Below are 15,732 nucleotides of genomic sequence, written 5' to 3'. Positions count from 1 at the left end.
GCACTAAAAATCGTCTTTGCGAGCGTCAGCGAAGCAATCCAATGCTCCTAACTGTGTGTTCAAGACTTACTCTGGATTGCTTCACTTCGTTCGCAAAGACGACATATTTCCTATTTATCCACCGACACTTCGAACCAGCATAACTGCCTATTACCAGCCAGTCACTTCCGCAATCGCATCACCCAGTTCAGCAGGTGAGCGGACGGTTTTCACTCCTGCAGCTTCCAGCGCTGCAAATTTCTCAGCTGCAGTGCCTTTTCCACCAGAAATGATAGCGCCGGCATGTCCCATACGCTTTCCAGCAGGTGCAGTAACCCCGGCAATATAGGAAACAACCGGTTTGCTGACATTGGATTTAATAAACTCTGCCGCTTCTTCTTCAGCAGAACCACCAATCTCGCCCACCATGATAATTGCTTCGGTTTGCTCGTCATGCTCAAACAGATTCAAGGCATCAATAAAACTGGTTCCAGGAATTGGATCGCCGCCAATACCGATACAGGTGCTCTGACCGAATCCCTTATCTGTTGTTTGTTTCACTGCTTCATAAGTCAGTGTACCAGAGCGAGAAACAATACCGACTCTTCCAGGTAAATGAATTGAACCAGGCATAATACCGATTTTACATTGGCCAGGGGTAATAATTCCTGGACAGTTAGGCCCGATTAAACGGGATTGGGTATTGTTTTCCAGATACACTTTCACATCCAGCATGTCCAGTACGGGAACCCCTTCAGTGATACAGACGATCAGCTTTACGCCCGCATCGGCTGCTTCGAGAATGGAGTCTTTGCAGAATGGAGCTGGAACATAGATCACACTCGCATCAGCCTGTGTTGCCTCCATCGCTTCCCTGACGGTATTAAATACCGGTAAACCTAAATGGCTCTGACCGCCTTTTCCAGGGGTTACCCCACCCACCATTCTGGTTCCATAGGCAATTGCCTGCTCGGAGTGAAAGGTTCCCTGCTTGCCGGTGAAACCCTGGCAAATTACTTTGGTTTCTTTATTAACTAATACGCTCATGCTAACCTCAAACTGGTTCTAATAATTTTCTTCTGAATCCATTGAACTGAAAACCCTGATGCGCTCTGCGTATCAAGGTTACAGATATTCGTAAATCAGGCCACTGCGGCTACGATTTTTTTAGCAGCATCGGTTAAACTGTCCGCTGCAATCACATTCAGATCACTTTTGTTCAGGATTTCTGCACCTAACTGCGCATTATTACCTTCAAGGCGCACAACAACGGGTACTTTAACATCAACTTCTTTTACCGCGGCAATAATCCCCTCAGCAATCAAATCACAGCGAACAATACCGCCGAAAATGTTGACCAGAATACCTTTGACCTGTTCATCAGAAAGAATAATTTTAAATGCTTCACTGACTCTTTCCTTGGTGGCGCCACCGCCGACATCGAGGAAGTTTGCTGGTTCACCGCCATGCAGTTTGATAACGTCCATGGTGGCCATCGCAAGACCCGCTCCGTTAACCATACAGCCAATCGAACCATCCAGCGGAATATAATTAAGCTCCCAGTTGGTCGCATGATTTTCTCTTTCGTCTTCCTGTGAAGTGTCGCGCATTGCCTTCAGTCTTGGCTGACGATACAGCGCATTACCATCAAGATTAATTTTGCCATCCAGACATAACAAATTACCTGATTTGGTCACAACCAGCGGATTGATTTCCAGCAAGCTTAAATCACAATCAACAAACATTTTCCCAAGTCCAATCATTAACTGGGTGAACTGCTTAATCTGATTATCATCCAGTCCCAGTTTAAAACCGATTTCACGGCCCTGGAAAGGCATAATACCGACCAGAGGATCCATGATGACCTTGAAAATTTTCTCAGGTGTCTCATGCGCTACTTTTTCAATTTCCACGCCGCCTTCTGTAGAAGCCATGAAGACTACTCGCTGTGTGGAACGATCAATTACTGCGCCCAGGTAGAGTTCGCGTCCGATGTCACAGGTTTCTTCAATTAGCAGGGCATTAACCGGCTGACCTTTGGCATCAGTCTGATAGGTTACTAAACGCGTGCCTAACAGGGCTTTCGCCGCATTGGCCAATTCATCACGGCTGGAAACCAGCTTGACACCACCTGCCTTTCCACGCCCGCCGGCATGAACCTGCGCTTTCACTACTGCTTTGGGAGTGGATAACATATCCAGAGCCTGTACCGCTTCATCAACTGTGTAGACCACATGTCCCCGAGGAACTGGCAAACCGTAATTATTAAATAGCTCCTTTGCCTGATATTCATGTAAATTCATTGCAACACCTTATAAAAAAAACAGACCTGCATACCGCAGGTCAGCCTGGTTAATGGATTGTGAGTAGACTCTATACATTCAGCAGCAAGCGTGCAGGATCTTCAAGTAACTCTTTCACGGTCACTAAAAACTGTACCGACTCCTTACCATCAATTAAGCGATGATCATAGGATAAAGCCACATACATCATTGGGCGGATGACAACCTGGCCCTTTTCGGCAATGGGGCGCTCTTCAATCTTGTGCATACCCAGAATGGCAGTTTGCGGTGGATTAATAATGGGTGTGGCCAGCAGCGAGCCGAAAACACCGCCGTTTGTTATGGTAAAGGTTCCGCCCTGCATTTCTTCCATGCTGAGCTTACCCTGTCTGGCTCTGCCGGCAGAGTCGTTAATTGCCTTTTCAATTTCGGCCATGCTCATTTGATCAGCATCGCGCACTACAGGAACAACTAATCCTCTATCAGTGGAAACCGCAATACCAACATCATAAAAGCCATGATAAACAATGTCCTGGCCATCGATAGATGCATTAACTGCCGGGAACAATTTTAATGCTTCTACAACTGCCTTGGTAAAAAAGGACATGAATCCCAATTTAACACCGTGTTTTTTCTCAAACTGATCTTTGTATTGGTTGCGTAAATCCATGACGCCTTTCAAATTAACTTCGTTGAAGGTGGTTAACATGGCCGCATTATGCTGTGCCTGGACCAGACGTTCAGCAATTTTAGCGCGCAGGCGAGTCATGGGCACACGGCGTTCTTCTCTTACCCCCATTGCAGCAGCTGGTTGCTGGCTTGCAGCAGCGCTTGCAGGTTGAGCAGATTTGGCTCGATTGGATTCAATAAATGAAACCACATCTTCTTTGGTCAGACGGCCATCTTTACCGCTGCCGGTCACTTGCTGCGCCTGCAAGTCATGCTCAGACAGCATGCGTCTTACTGCGGGGCCTGTGGCTTTGTCTTCCTGCGGCTCGGCCTGAGCTGCAGGCTCTGCTTTGGCTGGTGCAGCAGGGGCTGGTGCTGCGGCTTCCCCTGCTTCAATTTTAGCCAGGATTTGGCTGGCTGTAACCGTATCTCCTTCTTTGAACAGGATTTCTGTGAGTACGCCATCCATTGGAGCCGGAACTTCAAGAACAACCTTATCAGTCTCCAAATCTACAAGATTTTCATCGCGGCTGACCCTGTCGCCTGCTTTTTTATGCCAGGCTGCAATGGTGGCATCAGCAACCGATTCTGGCAGCGTCGGTACTTTCACTTCAATAGACATGGTGTGTCCTTCTTAACTAATTGTTATTTTCTCCAGCGGCTATACCGCTGGACCTATCATTTTTAATTACTTAATGCCGCTTGTACCAGTTCTTGTTGTTGCTTGGCATGAAGCAAGGGGCTGCCTACTGCTGGAGAAGCTGCAAAGCTTCTGCCGGCGTAGCTCAATGTTTGCTCCGGGCTCAGACAGTCTTTGATGTTGTGCTGGGAAGAGAACCAGACCCCTTGATTTTGAGGTTCTTCCTGACACCAGACAATTGCTTTTGCATTCGGGAATTTGGCAAGCTCGTTTCCTAGCGCTTTTTTAGGGAAAGGATAGAGTTGTTCAACTCGAATGATTGCAACACTCTCAATTTTCTCGTCACGGCGTTTTTGCAACAGATCATAATAAACTTTTCCGCAACATAATACTATTTTTGTAACTTTGGCCGGATCCATTGTATCCACTTCGGGGATTACTGTGTGGAACTTTCCTTCCGAGAGATCAGAAAGCGGGGATACTGCAAGCTTATGGCGTAATAAACTTTTGGGCGTCATTACGATTAAGGGCTTACGGAAGTTTCGAATCATTTGCCGGCGCAGTAAATGGAACATTTGTGCCGGTGTGGTAGGTGTGCAGACCTGTATATTATGCTGGGCGCAAAGCTGCATATACCGTTCAAGACGGGCTGATGAATGCTCCGGTCCCTGGCCTTCATAACCATGCGGTAACAGCATCACCAGACCGCATAAGCGTCCCCATTTCTGCTCACCAGAACTGATGAACTGATCAATTACAACCTGCGCACCATTGGCAAAATCACCAAACTGCGCTTCCCACAATACCAGTGAGGTTGGCTCGGAAGAGGCATAACCATACTCAAATGCGAGGACGGCTTCTTCTGACAGCACCGAATCGATTACCACGAAGTTTCGTTCAGCATCGGTCGACAGGGTTTCCAGTGGAACATAAGAATCCCCTGTTTTCACATCATGCAAAACCGCATGGCGATGAGCAAAAGTACCACGACCGCAATCCTGACCGGACAGACGTACCTTATAGCCATCATTAAGCAGACTGGCATAGGCCATTGTTTCCGCATAACCCCAGTTCATGGGGATTTCATTATCAGTCATCTTCTGACGTTCAGCCATCAGTTTGCTGACGACCGGATGCAGTTCAAACCCTTCCGGTAATTGCTGTATTTTATCGGAAAGCATTTTAATATCGGCAGGACTTATCGTTGTATCGGCTTTATCAGTCCATTTGGCATTCACATAAGGCGACCAGTCAATCGATATCTTTCCTTCGTAATCACCGTGTACCAGTTCAACAACCGGCTGGCCCTGATCGAGACGGTTGCGATAATTTTCCATGGCTTCGTCTACTTGCTCCCTGGAAATAATTTGCTCATTTATGAGTTGATCGGCATAAATTTCTCTCAAAGGACGCATGCTCTTTATTTTTTGATACATCGTCGGCTGCGTAACCGACGGCTCATCAGCTTCGTTATGTCCATGACGGCGATAACAGACTAAATCAATCACCACATCACGTTTAAACTTCATACGAAAATCAAAGGCTATCTGGGTCGCAAAAACCACGGCCTCCGGATCATCGCCATTCACATGAATGATCGGCGCCTGAACCATTTTAGCCACATCCGTACAATAAAGCGTGGAACGGGCATCGAGAGGATTGCTGGTTGTAAACCCAATCTGATTATTAATGACGATATGGACTGTACCGCCAGTCGAATAACCGCGTGCCTGTGAAAAGTTGAAGGTTTCCATTACGACACCCTGGCCGGCAAAGGCTGCGTCGCCATGTATGACCACTGGAACCACTTTGTCCTTTTTTTCCAAATCATTACGCCGTCTTAAGCGGGCGCGAACTGAACCTTCTACCACGGGCCCAATGATTTCAAGATGCGAGGGATTAAATGCAAGAGCCAGATGAACAATTGCCCCGCTTTCGGTACGAATATCAGAAGAAAAGCCCATGTGATACTTCACATCACCAGTCAGCTCTGATTTAACCTTGCCTTCAAACTCCTGAAATAAGGCATCAGGGGCTTTTCCGAGCACATTCACCAGCACGTTGAGACGGCCGCGATGTGCCATACCGATGATGACTTCATTGGTTTTAAACTCACCGGCCTGGTGGATGATTTCTTTCATCATCGGTATTAATGAATCCCCACCTTCAAGCGAAAAACGCTTTTGTCCGACATAGCGCGTACCCAGGTAACGCTCCAGACCATCTGCAGCAATTAAATCGTTGAGGATTTTTTTCTTTTGTTCATTATTAAATTGAGGACGACCGCGGCTGGACTCCATTTTTTTCTGCAGCCACTCGGTTTCTTCATTATCCGAAATATGCATGTACTCAATACCGATACTGCCGCTGTAGGTATCACGTAATGCCTTGTAGAGATCTTTCAGAGGCATTTCAGAGCCGTTGAAATTATTACCGACATAAAAGCTGCGGTTCAGATCGCTCTCGGTAAGATGGTGATAACCTAGTTCAAGGCTCGGTACAGAGATACGCTCGGCCATATCAAGAGGATCAAGCCTGGCCGCATGGTGGCCATAGGCACGATACGCATTGACGAGATGAGCTATCTGATATTGCTTGCTGTCTTCAGAGCTGACAACTGCTGTTTTCTTTCGGCTTGCGTTTTGCAAAAAGTAATCTCGAACTTCACGGTGCGCTACATCCTGACCATTACCTCTATTTTCCGCAGCCATTTTGCTAAAAACAGCTTGCCAATCAGCAGGAACGGAATCAGGATCCTGAAGATAATCTTCATAAAGCCCATCCACATAGGCCATACTGCCGCCTGAAAGATAGCCTAAAGCCCATTCATTTTGCAAATCACTAGCACTCATTTTTCACTCTCCAAAGGGAAATGCTCTGCTCAATCACGTCGTTCGCTGCATGCGCCGCCTTTCTGATTAATCAGAGCTATCAGAATCTTATCAAGTTTCCTCTGTTAACATTTGCTTGCGAATATCAGAAATCGCTTGCGTCGGATTGAGTCCCTTCGGACACACATTGGCGCAATTCATAATCGAACGACAACGAAAAACGCTAAATGGATCCTGTAATTTATCCAACCGTTTAATAGTAGCTGTATCTCTACTGTCTGCAAGGAAACGCCGCGCCTGTAGTAATCCGGCTGGACCAACAAACTTATCTGGATTCCACCAGAATGACGGGCAGGAACTGGTGCAGCAAGCGCATAAAATGCACTCATACAAACCATCCAGCTTGGAACGCTCCTCCGGAGTCTGCAGACGCTCACGAGCAGGCGCCACCTCATCATTTTGCAGATAAGGTTCAATACGCTCATATTGCTGATAAAATTGCGACATATCAACAACCAGGTCACGAATAACCGGGAAGCCAGGCAGAGGGCGAATAATAATTTTATCGGTTTTTAATTGTGACAAGGAAGTAATGCAGGCTAATCCATTCGTGCCATTAATATTCATTCCGTCTGATCCGCAAACGCCCTCACGGCAGGAACGACGATAAGTAATCGTTTCGTCCTGCTCCGCTTTAAGCCTTTCCAGTAAAGTTAACAGCATGGGATCACTCTTGGCGGGGATCTCCATTTTAAATTCCTGCACATAAGGCTTGCTATCAACCTCAGGATTGTAACGATAGAGATGCAGGCTCAATGTTCTGCTTGCCGACATAATATATCCTCTTAATAAACACGTTCTTTGGGTTGAAACGGCTCTACATATTTCGGCTTCACATTAACCGGCCGATAATCAATGAGGTTCTCTTCACCAAAATATAGCGTATGTTTAATCCAGTTCGCATCATCACGCTTTGGAAAGTCTTCACGGCTATGCGCTCCGCGGCTTTCTGTGCGTGCGAGTGCTGATTGCGCTGTCGCATAGGCCGTAGCCATTAAATTGTCCAGCTCAAGAGCTGAAATCAATTCTGTATTAAATACTTTGCTCTTGTCTTTGATACAGGCATTTTCCAGACGTGCTTTCAATGCATCGAGACGATGCAGCCCTTCGGCCATCACCTGGCCAGTTCTGAACACACCAAAATCCTCCTGCATCACCCGCTGCATTTCTGCGCGCAGTACCGCCGGTGAATCACCCTCTTTTGCATCTTGCCAGCGCTGATAGCGAGCCAGCGACATGGCGACATCATCATCGGTTACATAAGGCATATCCGGCAATTGATTCGATTGCCATAATTCTTCTACATGCAATCCAGCAGCCCGGCCAAAAACAACCAGGTCAAGCAGTGAGTTACCGCCAAGACGATTTGCGCCATGCACGGAGACACAGGCACATTCACCGACAGCGTACAAGCCTTCAACGATTTGATCCATACCGTTGCGATGTGTCAGAACCTGCCCATGAATGTTAGTTGGAATTCCGCCCATGCTGTAATGGCAGGTGGGTACAACAGGAATTGGCTCGACAATCGGATCCACACCTGCAAACTTGATTGACAGCTCGCGAATGCCTGGCAGGCGGGCTTTAATTAAATCGGCACCAAGGTGGTCAAGCTTTAATTTCACATAATCTACACCCTGTGGATCAAAGCCCTTGCCGGCACGAATTTCCAGTGCCATCGCCCGGGCGACCACATCACGGGAAGCCAGATCCTTGACGCGTGGCGCATAGCGCTCCATGAAGCGCTCGCCATCTTTATTGATCAGATAACCGCCTTCACCGCGGCAACCTTCAGTGACCAGTGTTCCTGCACCAGCAATACCGGTTGGATGAAATTGCCACATTTCCATATCCTGCAGGGGGATTCCAGCGCGCAGCGCCATTCCAAATCCATCGCCAGTATTGATATAGGCATTTGTGGTTGATTGATAGATACGCCCAGCACCGCCGGTTGCCAGAATACAGATACGGGTCTGGTAGAATACAACTTCACCAGTCTCGATGCAGATTGCGGTTACACCAGCTATCCTGCCCTGCGCATCTTTTACCAGATCAAGGGCATACCATTCGCTGAATACATGTGTTTTGGCACGCAGGTTTTGCTGATACAGCGTATGCAAAAGCGCATGACCTGTCCGGTCAGCGGCAGCGCAAGTTCGAGCGGCCTGTTCACCGCCGAAGTTTTTTGATTGCCCGCCAAACTGACGCTGGTAAATACGGCCATTGTCCATACGGGAGAATGGCAACCCCATATGTTCTAATTCGTACACTGCTTCAGGCCCGGTCTTGCACAGGTATTCGATACAGTCCTGATCGCCGATATAGTCTGCTCCCTTGACGGTATCATACATATGCCAGCGCCAATCGTCTTCATCCGCATTGCCGAGTGCCGCGGTAATTCCTCCCTGCGCCGATACTGTATGTGATCGGGTTGGAAAGACCTTTGATAATAAAGCCACTTTCAATCCTGAATTGGCGAGCTGAAGGGCGGCGCGCATACCTGCACCGCCAGCGCCAATAATTACCGCATCAAATTTATTACGAGCTAAGGCCATTTATAGTCCCCAGAAAATCATGAAGCCCCAGATAAACTGGGCGGATAACCAACCTGCAACCAATAATTGGACACTGAGCCGCAGAACCGTACATTTTATGTAGTCAGTAGTAACAGTCCATATTCCTATCCAGGCATGCAGGGAGAATGCAACCAATGCCAGTAAACTGGCTACTTTGAACCAGCTGCTTTGAGCCCAGGCATGCCATTCGGTGTAACTAAACGGCGAATGGATGAGCAGAAATGCCAGAATAAAAACCATATAGGCAGCAAAATAAACCGCACTGACTCTTTGAATTAACCAATCCCGTAGACCATTTCCGGTCAAACTGGTGACATTTGTTACCATATACATATCCCCAGAAGAAGTGAAAAGATGACCGACGCACTAATGACTAAAATCGCCCCGCGCCGCCCGGATTCCAGGTGTTCTCCATAACCTAAATCCATCAGCATATGTCGTATGCCTGCAAGAAAATGATAAATTAATGCTGCGCCCAGCCCCCAGAACACCAGTTTTGAAAATGGATGGGCCATCATCTCTCCCACTTTGCGAAATGACTCTTCGCTCTGGAGGGATAAATCTATAAAATAGAATGCGACTGGCATCAGCACAAATAATAGTATTCCGGAAATGCGGTGTAAAATCGATGCGATTGCCATCGGTGGATATTTTAAAGACCCCAAATCAAGATTTATCGGTCGTTTTTGTTTCACTTATTAGCCATCCTTAAAATTAGAGACAATAATCAACGCTGAATTATCAAAACTCAAGCCAAAACCTCGCAAAGTATACCACTCTGTTTTTTTGAAGCAATTCCACTCTTTGTGAAAGAATGATAATTTTCACAGGAAACTCCTTGCTTTGGTAGGGGTTCTCCTGCTAAAACAGGTAATTTCATTTAATATCATCATACATGTGGACTCGATGCCTTGCCGCCTGCCTTTATGACTGCCTGATTCTCAGCGCTCTCAGTTTTATTTTGACAGGGATTGCTGTATTTCTGAATCATGGCCAGGCGATCATGCCAGGCAATCACTATCTACAACTCGCCTTATCGTTGCTTTTCTTTTTTTATTACTTCGTTTCTCTGCGTTCCGGAGGACAGACTATCGGGATGCGAAGCTGGAAATTACGCCTGGTTAAGAAAGGTGAAAAGCAATGGCGGCTGATTAAACTTTGAGTTACTGTCTGCTCCTGGCTTCTACGTCCCTCGGCTTGTCCGAGGGATCCAGAGACTCGTAAAGAAACTGGATTCCGCGCATAAAGCGCGGAACGTAGGCATTTGGCGTTAAAAGGATTTATCTCTTCATACCTGGAGTGCCCGCCTGCGGGTGTTTTCGATAAACATCACGCGGGGTACCTTCGGGATAACCATAGCCCTTGGCGGCCAATACTTTGACATTTTGCAAATAGCGTTCGCCCCAGGCACCGGGGTCGAAATTGGTTACAACCACATTGTAACTGAGATTGATTACAGACTCGAAAGCCTTTCGCTGGCCCAGCTCATGACCACCAAAAGCAATTTGTACTTCTGTTTCCTGATCAATACCACCCGACTTTAATCGTTCGATTAGCAGGAAGATCATTTTTTCTATGGTGTAATACAGTTTGCACATCGACATGCCCGCCTCATACATATCCTCTGCCTTTGACGTGGTCATTTTATGGCCGAAGTCATGGATATTGTAAACGAATTCACGCTCTTGCGAGTTGGGCAGTAATTCAGGCTCGATAACTAAAGGAGGTATTACCGGATCAATAATAGGACTAATAATATACAATTCAAAATTAGCCCAATGCCACCAGAGTTGATAGACCTGTTCTACCAATGCTATAGGGTCCATATCCTGGGCATTTTTAATTTCCTGGCGAATGTCATCCCCAATCAAAAAGCCATCAGAATTATTTGCTTCAGCCATAATTTACACCGGTTCACTATCTATAGACTATCTTAGCTCAATTTAAGGATAGGTGTATCCCTGATAAATAGAAAAAAATTTGTAAATCCGGGCAGCAGTCAACAAACAGTGGTGCATCGCAAGCTATTAGTTTGGAGCGACATACTGATAGTAAACGGGTGGAGTGGCTTTACACTTGAAACAACTGCTCTGACAGGCTGACTTTTCCTGACAGCAGGCAATCACTCCTTTTCGCAGCCAAAGATCAAGCATAGGCTGCAGTGCGCCAATATCGATGCCTAATAATCTTGCCAATTGCTGATTACTGGCTACTTTCTCTTTTTTAAAATACTCAAGAATTTGCATAAGCATGTTTATTCTTCCTAACCCCCTGCCAGCGAAGATAACTGATAAACCCAGTCATGAACAGCGCCAAAGCTGTAATCCAGCCAATGGCCTGATACGGATGCTGACCGAATCGCGCCAATTGATAAAATAAAACCGCTGCGGTGTAAGCCACTACAAAAGACCAGATCACTGAAAACCACATTAACTGGCGATTGGCTTCCTGGCGAATAGCTGCCATTGTAGAAACACAGGGTATATATAAAAGGATAAACAATAAATAGGCAAATGCACCGGCTTTACCATCAAAACGCTCGGCCATCATGCCGTACATTGAATGAGAAAGCTCATTGTCAGGCGCGCTCGCCAGAATAGGATTGATCAATGCCTGCCCAAGATTCGCCAGATTTTCAGGAATTGACCAGAAGGCCGATTGCAGTGAGCCCAGGAAATCAAAGCCGTCAAGCGCCGATTGCCCTACGTGACCCAGCTGTGCATAAAGAGAGTTTAAAGAACCGACCACCACTTCTTTTGCCAGCATCCCTGTCAAGAGCCCCACTGTAGCCGGCCAATTTTCCTGGGTTAGTCCCATGGGGGCAAACAGCGGCGTCAGCCATTGACCCAGCAAGGATAAAACGGAATGCGTATCGGCCTCATTACTGCTAATACCGCCGCTGATCGTCAAGGCATTTAAACCGCCCAATAAAATGCAAACAGGAATAATGACGCGCCCGGCGCGCACAATAAAATGTTTTAAGCGAAACCCGGTCTCTCTGAGCAGACGGCGTAATGAAGGCTTATGATAGACAGGCAGCTCAAGAACCAAAGGCGATGCCTGTCCCTGCAAAGTCGTTTTACGCAGCAGTAATCCGGTTAATACCGCCATCAAAATACCAATAAGATATAAGGCAAAAACGACATTTTGCCCCCCGCTGGGAAAAAACGCGGCAACGAACACCGCATAAATCGCCAGACGGGCGCTGCAGGACATAAAAGGGCTCATTAATACTGTTAATAAGCGATCTCGCTCGGAATCCAGGGTTCTTGCCGCCATAATAGCAGGCACGTTGCAGCCGAATCCGACAATCATCGGTACAAAGGATTTACCCGGCAGGCCCAAAAGGCGCATCAGTTTATCGACCACAAATGCCGCTCTCGCCATATAACCGGATGCTTCCAGCAGCGAGAGAAAAAAGAACATCGAGGCAATCACCGGAATAAAGGTCAGTGTGGTATTAATTCCCACCCCAATGCCGTTGGCAATCATGGCTATTAACCATTGTGGTGTATGTATTTGCGCCAATAGCCAGGCACTGCCCTGCACAAAAAGAGTATCGGTAGTAATATCAAAGAAGTCCTGAAATGCCCCGCCTACATTGATAGCAAATAAAAACATCAGATACATGACGGCGAGAAATACAGGAAAACCCAGAAATCGGTTTAATACAAAACGATCCAGCCGGGCGGTGAAATGCTCGCTGGCATCACTCTTTTTCTGCTGAACGCTGTTTACAATCTCATGAATAAGCTGATAGCGGGCATCCGCCAGGCTGATGTCATAGTCCGCCAGGGAGCCAGCCTCTGAAAAACAGACGCCACCCTCAAGACTCCTCAAGGCGTGGTAATGAGCCAAATGCGGCATCAGCTGCTTATCATCAATAAGGTGCCGGGTGAAATCCTGTAATTCCTTTTCTGCGTCCGCAGGCAGAGACAAGCTTAACGGCTTACAGGATCCTTTATGATCCATAATTTGCGCTTCGAGCGCCCTGAAGCCGACTTTTTTATGGGATTGCAAGGGGACGACTGGACAACCCAGACGTTTTGACAACTGTTCTATCTGTATGCTTACGCCTTGTTGTTCTGCAATATCAGTCATATTCAAAGCAACTATGAGCGGCTTGCCCAACTCAAGTAATTGGCTGGTTAAATATAAATGGCGCTCAAGATGGCTGGCATCGATCACGTTCACAATTAAATCGGCAGGCAATTCCATAACCGCCCGCGAGGCAATTTGCTCATCCTGGCTGGCTTCCCCTGCTGCGGCTGACAGACTGTAAATGCCTGGTAAGTCAGTGATGGCAATGGACTCACCCCGTACCTTAAACGAGCCGGTTTTCTTTTCTACCGTAACACCAGGCCAGTTGCCAATGCGCTGATTTTCACCGGTTAAGCCATTGAACAATGTTGTTTTACCGCAATTGGGATTACCCACTAATAAAATATGCATTATGCCTTCTCCAGAAGCAGATAACGCGCTTCTTCCCGACGCAAACTAATCGATGTGCCACGAACCTCAACTTGTACAGGACAACCCAGAGGAGCCACACGAATAATTTTTAATTCCGCGCCGCGCGTGATACCTAAAGAAAGCAGCCTGCGCCGATAGGAGGGCTCAGTGATGCCAAAATCAAGCAAACGCACACAATCACCTTTTTTTAAATCATCTATTCGCATCGAAGTTTACAAATTGACAGCAATAAAATTAATTCTAACATAAATGATATCGATAATCATTCTCATTTGAATTTTTATTATGAACAGGAAAATTTCTTATTTAACCTAAACTGGATAAGTGTCGACTTGATCGCCCCTTTCGCCGTTGCAAATAATCTTCCGACTGCATTTCTTCAAGCCTGCTCAAGGTGCGCTTGAATGGCTGGGTCATTTCACCGCTGCGGTAAAGTTCGCTTAGAGGTACTTCAGCCGACAGGATCAGGCGGATACCGCGGTCGTACATTACATCAATGAAATGGATGAATAAAATGGCATAAATAGTATCCCGTTCACTGAACTTAGGTATTGAACTTACAAAAACCGTGTCGAACTGTTCGGCAATTTCGAGATAATCCAGCTGGCTTCGCGGTAAATTGCAGATTACTCTGAAGTCAAACCAGATTTGCACCTCTGCTTTCATGAGATAGGGAATGTCACGATTCTGAACCTGCAAAGCGCCCGCCCCTTGAAAATGCGGGTCCAATTCAATGAATTGCTTCTCCATTAATGACTGAGTGGCCGGTGTTAACGGGTAGAGATAGGTTTCTACATGCTTTTGCCGGCCCAGGCGATAATCACGGCGTTCTCTGAGCTCAATAATCTGACAATGGGTTTTAATTGCCGCAATGGCCGGTAAAAAGCGGGCTCTGTGCACTCCCTTCCAATAAAGCTTGTCCGGCGGGCTATTGGAAGTTGCCACCAGGATAATTCCCTGCTCAAACAGGGCCTGCAATAACTCGCCGAGGATCATCGCATAAGCGATATCGTCCACCATAAATTCATCGAAGCATAATACTCTTGTGGAGCGGGCAATATCGCTGGCTATCCGCTGCAAAGGATTTTTTATGCCTTGCAGGGCGCGCAGGCGTTTATCGACCTGCTGCATAAAATGATGAAAATGAAAACGGAGTTTCTCTTTAATAGAAAGATTTTCGTAAAACATATCCATTAAAAAGGTTTTACCGACTCCTACTGAGCCATACATATATAACCCCGTAAGAGGCGCTTTCCAGCGCGAAAATAGTGAAAATTTTTTCGGGGCGCTTAGCTCGGTACTTAATTTCTCAAGCAGAAGTAAAACATCACGCTGCAGCGGATCGTTTTCAATATCACCGGTCTGAATAGCTCGGTCATACTGTTCAAGCAGGCTCATAACCTATTTCTCTTGCAATTAACAGCTGCTTTAAGGCAGCCTTTAGTTCCAGCAGTTTTCCATGAAAAAAATGCCCGGTATCCGCAAAGCGTATTAATTCAATCTGCGGCTCCCTGGCGGCAAAATCCAAAACGAGGGATAATGGGACCACATCGTCCTCGTCACCCTGGAAAATAGTCCAGTCATGAGGCTTGAACAGGGAATAATCATAGTGATGCACCGGCGGCGCAATGCTGATTAATAAACGATGCGGGCAATACGACGCACTGCGGTAAGTAACAAATGAACCGAAGGAAAACCCCGCCAGAATCACTTCAGCATTGGGTACAGCTTCCCGATATAATTGAATCAGCTTCAGCATATCCTCGCTTTCGCCAATACCTTCATCATAATTGCCCTTTGACTCACCCACACCGCGAAAATTGAAGCGGATACTGGGAATACCCCGCTCCCTGAAAGCACGTGCCATCGTAGTCACCACTTTATTATTCATGGAGCCGCCTTGCAGAGAATGAGGATGTCCAAGGAAGGCAATCGCAGGTGTCATTGATTGCGCGGGAACGTTAAGCACCGCTTCCAGAGCGCCTGCATCGCCTTCAAAACTGAAAGGATGTTCGCCGGGTATATTCAATTTGTCAACAGGTATCATTACGGTCCAGCCAGTTTAAATTAATGGTAAATTATACCCCAGCAACTTCAAAATGCCAGGTTTTGGGCGACTTGAGTATATAACTCATCTTGCAATTTGATGCACGTGCTTTATGATCTAAGTAAGGAGTTTATTTTTACTAAACAAACTCCCCCAGCACTGACCCGATGGGCAG

At 46.7% G+C, this 15,732-nt stretch carries 15 protein-coding genes; 1 reads left to right on the top strand and 14 read right to left on the bottom strand.

Annotated elements, in window-relative coordinates:
- Positions 1 to 150: 150 nt before the first annotated feature.
- From sucD to sdhC, 8 genes are all read right to left on the bottom strand, one after another.
- Complete coding sequence (sucD, locus tag LXA66_RS08920) at positions 151 to 1,026, bottom strand: succinate--CoA ligase subunit alpha (protein ID WP_233012860.1); 876 nt, start codon at positions 1,024 to 1,026, stop codon at positions 151 to 153.
- A gap of 95 nt (positions 1,027 to 1,121) precedes the next feature.
- Complete coding sequence (sucC, locus tag LXA66_RS08915) at positions 1,122 to 2,282, bottom strand: ADP-forming succinate--CoA ligase subunit beta (RefSeq protein ID WP_233012859.1); 1,161 nt, start codon at positions 2,280 to 2,282, stop codon at positions 1,122 to 1,124.
- Between the two features lie 70 nt (positions 2,283 to 2,352).
- The gene (gene odhB / locus LXA66_RS08910) at positions 2,353 to 3,552 is read right to left on the bottom strand and encodes a 2-oxoglutarate dehydrogenase complex dihydrolipoyllysine-residue succinyltransferase (protein ID WP_233012858.1); all 1,200 of its coding nucleotides are present in this window, start codon (positions 3,550 to 3,552) and stop codon (positions 2,353 to 2,355) included.
- 62 nt (positions 3,553 to 3,614) lie between these two features.
- Entirely contained in the window at positions 3,615 to 6,422 is a 2,808-nt protein-coding gene (locus LXA66_RS08905; protein WP_233012856.1) for a 2-oxoglutarate dehydrogenase E1 component, read from the bottom strand.
- Positions 6,423 to 6,512: 90 nt separating this feature from the next.
- Positions 6,513 to 7,235, bottom strand: a complete 723-nt coding sequence (locus LXA66_RS08900; protein ID WP_233012849.1) for a succinate dehydrogenase iron-sulfur subunit — start codon at positions 7,233 to 7,235, stop codon at positions 6,513 to 6,515.
- 11 nt (positions 7,236 to 7,246) lie between these two features.
- Positions 7,247 to 9,016 carry a succinate dehydrogenase flavoprotein subunit gene (gene sdhA, locus LXA66_RS08895; RefSeq protein WP_058507095.1) on the bottom strand — a complete coding sequence of 590 codons (1,770 nt, stop codon included), beginning with the start codon at positions 9,014 to 9,016 and terminating at the stop codon, positions 7,247 to 7,249.
- Positions 9,017 to 9,364: a succinate dehydrogenase, hydrophobic membrane anchor protein gene (gene sdhD, locus LXA66_RS08890; RefSeq protein WP_112219484.1), complete on the bottom strand. Its 348-nt coding sequence runs from the start codon at positions 9,362 to 9,364 to the stop codon at positions 9,017 to 9,019.
- Entirely contained in the window at positions 9,358 to 9,732 is a 375-nt protein-coding gene (gene sdhC, locus LXA66_RS08885) for a succinate dehydrogenase, cytochrome b556 subunit (RefSeq protein ID WP_112219485.1), read from the bottom strand. Before sdhC ends, sdhD begins: the two co-directional genes overlap by 7 nt.
- 200 nt (positions 9,733 to 9,932) lie before the next feature.
- Between sdhC and LXA66_RS08880 the strand changes: the two genes are divergently transcribed.
- Positions 9,933 to 10,199: an RDD family protein gene (locus LXA66_RS08880; protein WP_233012848.1), complete on the top strand. Its 267-nt coding sequence runs from the start codon at positions 9,933 to 9,935 to the stop codon at positions 10,197 to 10,199.
- Between the two features lie 118 nt (positions 10,200 to 10,317).
- On the opposite strand, the gene LXA66_RS08875 is transcribed toward LXA66_RS08880, so the two are convergent.
- From LXA66_RS08875 to LXA66_RS08850, 6 genes are all read right to left on the bottom strand, one after another.
- Positions 10,318 to 10,938, bottom strand: coding sequence for a virulence factor (locus LXA66_RS08875; RefSeq protein ID WP_112219487.1), 621 nt, complete (start codon positions 10,936 to 10,938; stop codon positions 10,318 to 10,320).
- A gap of 126 nt (positions 10,939 to 11,064) precedes the next feature.
- Positions 11,065 to 11,289 carry a FeoC-like transcriptional regulator gene (locus LXA66_RS08870; RefSeq protein ID WP_233012847.1) on the bottom strand — a complete coding sequence of 75 codons (225 nt, stop codon included), beginning with the start codon at positions 11,287 to 11,289 and terminating at the stop codon, positions 11,065 to 11,067.
- On the bottom strand, positions 11,270 to 13,492 hold the full coding sequence (feoB, locus tag LXA66_RS08865) for a Fe(2+) transporter permease subunit FeoB (protein WP_233013036.1): 2,223 nt from the start codon (positions 13,490 to 13,492) through the stop codon (positions 11,270 to 11,272). The genes LXA66_RS08870 and feoB overlap by 20 nt, the downstream gene beginning before the upstream one ends.
- Positions 13,489 to 13,716, bottom strand: a complete 228-nt coding sequence (locus tag LXA66_RS08860; RefSeq protein WP_058507088.1) for a FeoA family protein — start codon at positions 13,714 to 13,716, stop codon at positions 13,489 to 13,491. Before LXA66_RS08860 ends, feoB begins: the two co-directional genes overlap by 4 nt.
- A gap of 100 nt (positions 13,717 to 13,816) precedes the next feature.
- The gene (gene zapE / locus LXA66_RS08855; protein WP_233012846.1) at positions 13,817 to 14,908 is read right to left on the bottom strand and encodes a cell division protein ZapE; all 1,092 of its coding nucleotides are present in this window, start codon (positions 14,906 to 14,908) and stop codon (positions 13,817 to 13,819) included.
- Entirely contained in the window at positions 14,895 to 15,557 is a 663-nt protein-coding gene (locus LXA66_RS08850) for an alpha/beta hydrolase (RefSeq protein WP_233012845.1), read from the bottom strand. Before LXA66_RS08850 ends, zapE begins: the two co-directional genes overlap by 14 nt.
- Positions 15,558 to 15,732 lie beyond the last annotated feature (175 nt).

The sequence above is a fragment of the Legionella sp. 16cNR16C genome (assembly GCF_021297775.1).
GTDB lineage: Bacteria > Pseudomonadota > Gammaproteobacteria > Legionellales > Legionellaceae > Legionella_C > Legionella_C quinlivanii_A.
Note: the sequence above shows the minus strand (reverse complement) of the source record. Positions and strands in the feature narration are given on the sequence as shown.

Excerpts from the sequence above, each read along its gene's own strand:
- sucD (WP_233012860.1), bottom strand. The coding sequence starts at position 1,026 with ATGAGCGTATTAGTTAATAAAGAAACCAAAGTAATTTGCCAGGGTTTC.
- sucC (WP_233012859.1), bottom strand. The coding sequence starts at position 2,282 with ATGAATTTACATGAATATCAGGCAAAGGAGCTATTTAATAATTACGGT.
- odhB (WP_233012858.1), bottom strand. The coding sequence starts at position 3,552 with ATGTCTATTGAAGTGAAAGTACCGACGCTGCCAGAATCGGTTGCTGAT.
- LXA66_RS08905 (WP_233012856.1), bottom strand. The coding sequence starts at position 6,422 with ATGAGTGCTAGTGATTTGCAAAATGAATGGGCTTTAGGCTATCTTTCA.
- LXA66_RS08900 (WP_233012849.1), bottom strand. The coding sequence starts at position 7,235 with ATGTCGGCAAGCAGAACATTGAGCCTGCATCTCTATCGTTACAATCCT.
- sdhA (WP_058507095.1), bottom strand. The coding sequence starts at position 9,016 with ATGGCCTTAGCTCGTAATAAATTTGATGCGGTAATTATTGGCGCTGGC.
- sdhD (WP_112219484.1), bottom strand. The coding sequence starts at position 9,364 with ATGGTAACAAATGTCACCAGTTTGACCGGAAATGGTCTACGGGATTGG.
- LXA66_RS08880 (WP_233012848.1), top strand. The coding sequence starts at position 9,933 with ATGTGGACTCGATGCCTTGCCGCCTGCCTTTATGACTGCCTGATTCTC.
- LXA66_RS08875 (WP_112219487.1), bottom strand. The coding sequence starts at position 10,938 with ATGGCTGAAGCAAATAATTCTGATGGCTTTTTGATTGGGGATGACATT.
- LXA66_RS08870 (WP_233012847.1), bottom strand. The coding sequence starts at position 11,289 with ATGCTTATGCAAATTCTTGAGTATTTTAAAAAAGAGAAAGTAGCCAGT.
- LXA66_RS08860 (WP_058507088.1), bottom strand. The coding sequence starts at position 13,716 with ATGCGAATAGATGATTTAAAAAAAGGTGATTGTGTGCGTTTGCTTGAT.
- zapE (WP_233012846.1), bottom strand. The coding sequence starts at position 14,908 with ATGAGCCTGCTTGAACAGTATGACCGAGCTATTCAGACCGGTGATATT.
- LXA66_RS08850 (WP_233012845.1), bottom strand. The coding sequence starts at position 15,557 with ATGATACCTGTTGACAAATTGAATATACCCGGCGAACATCCTTTCAGT.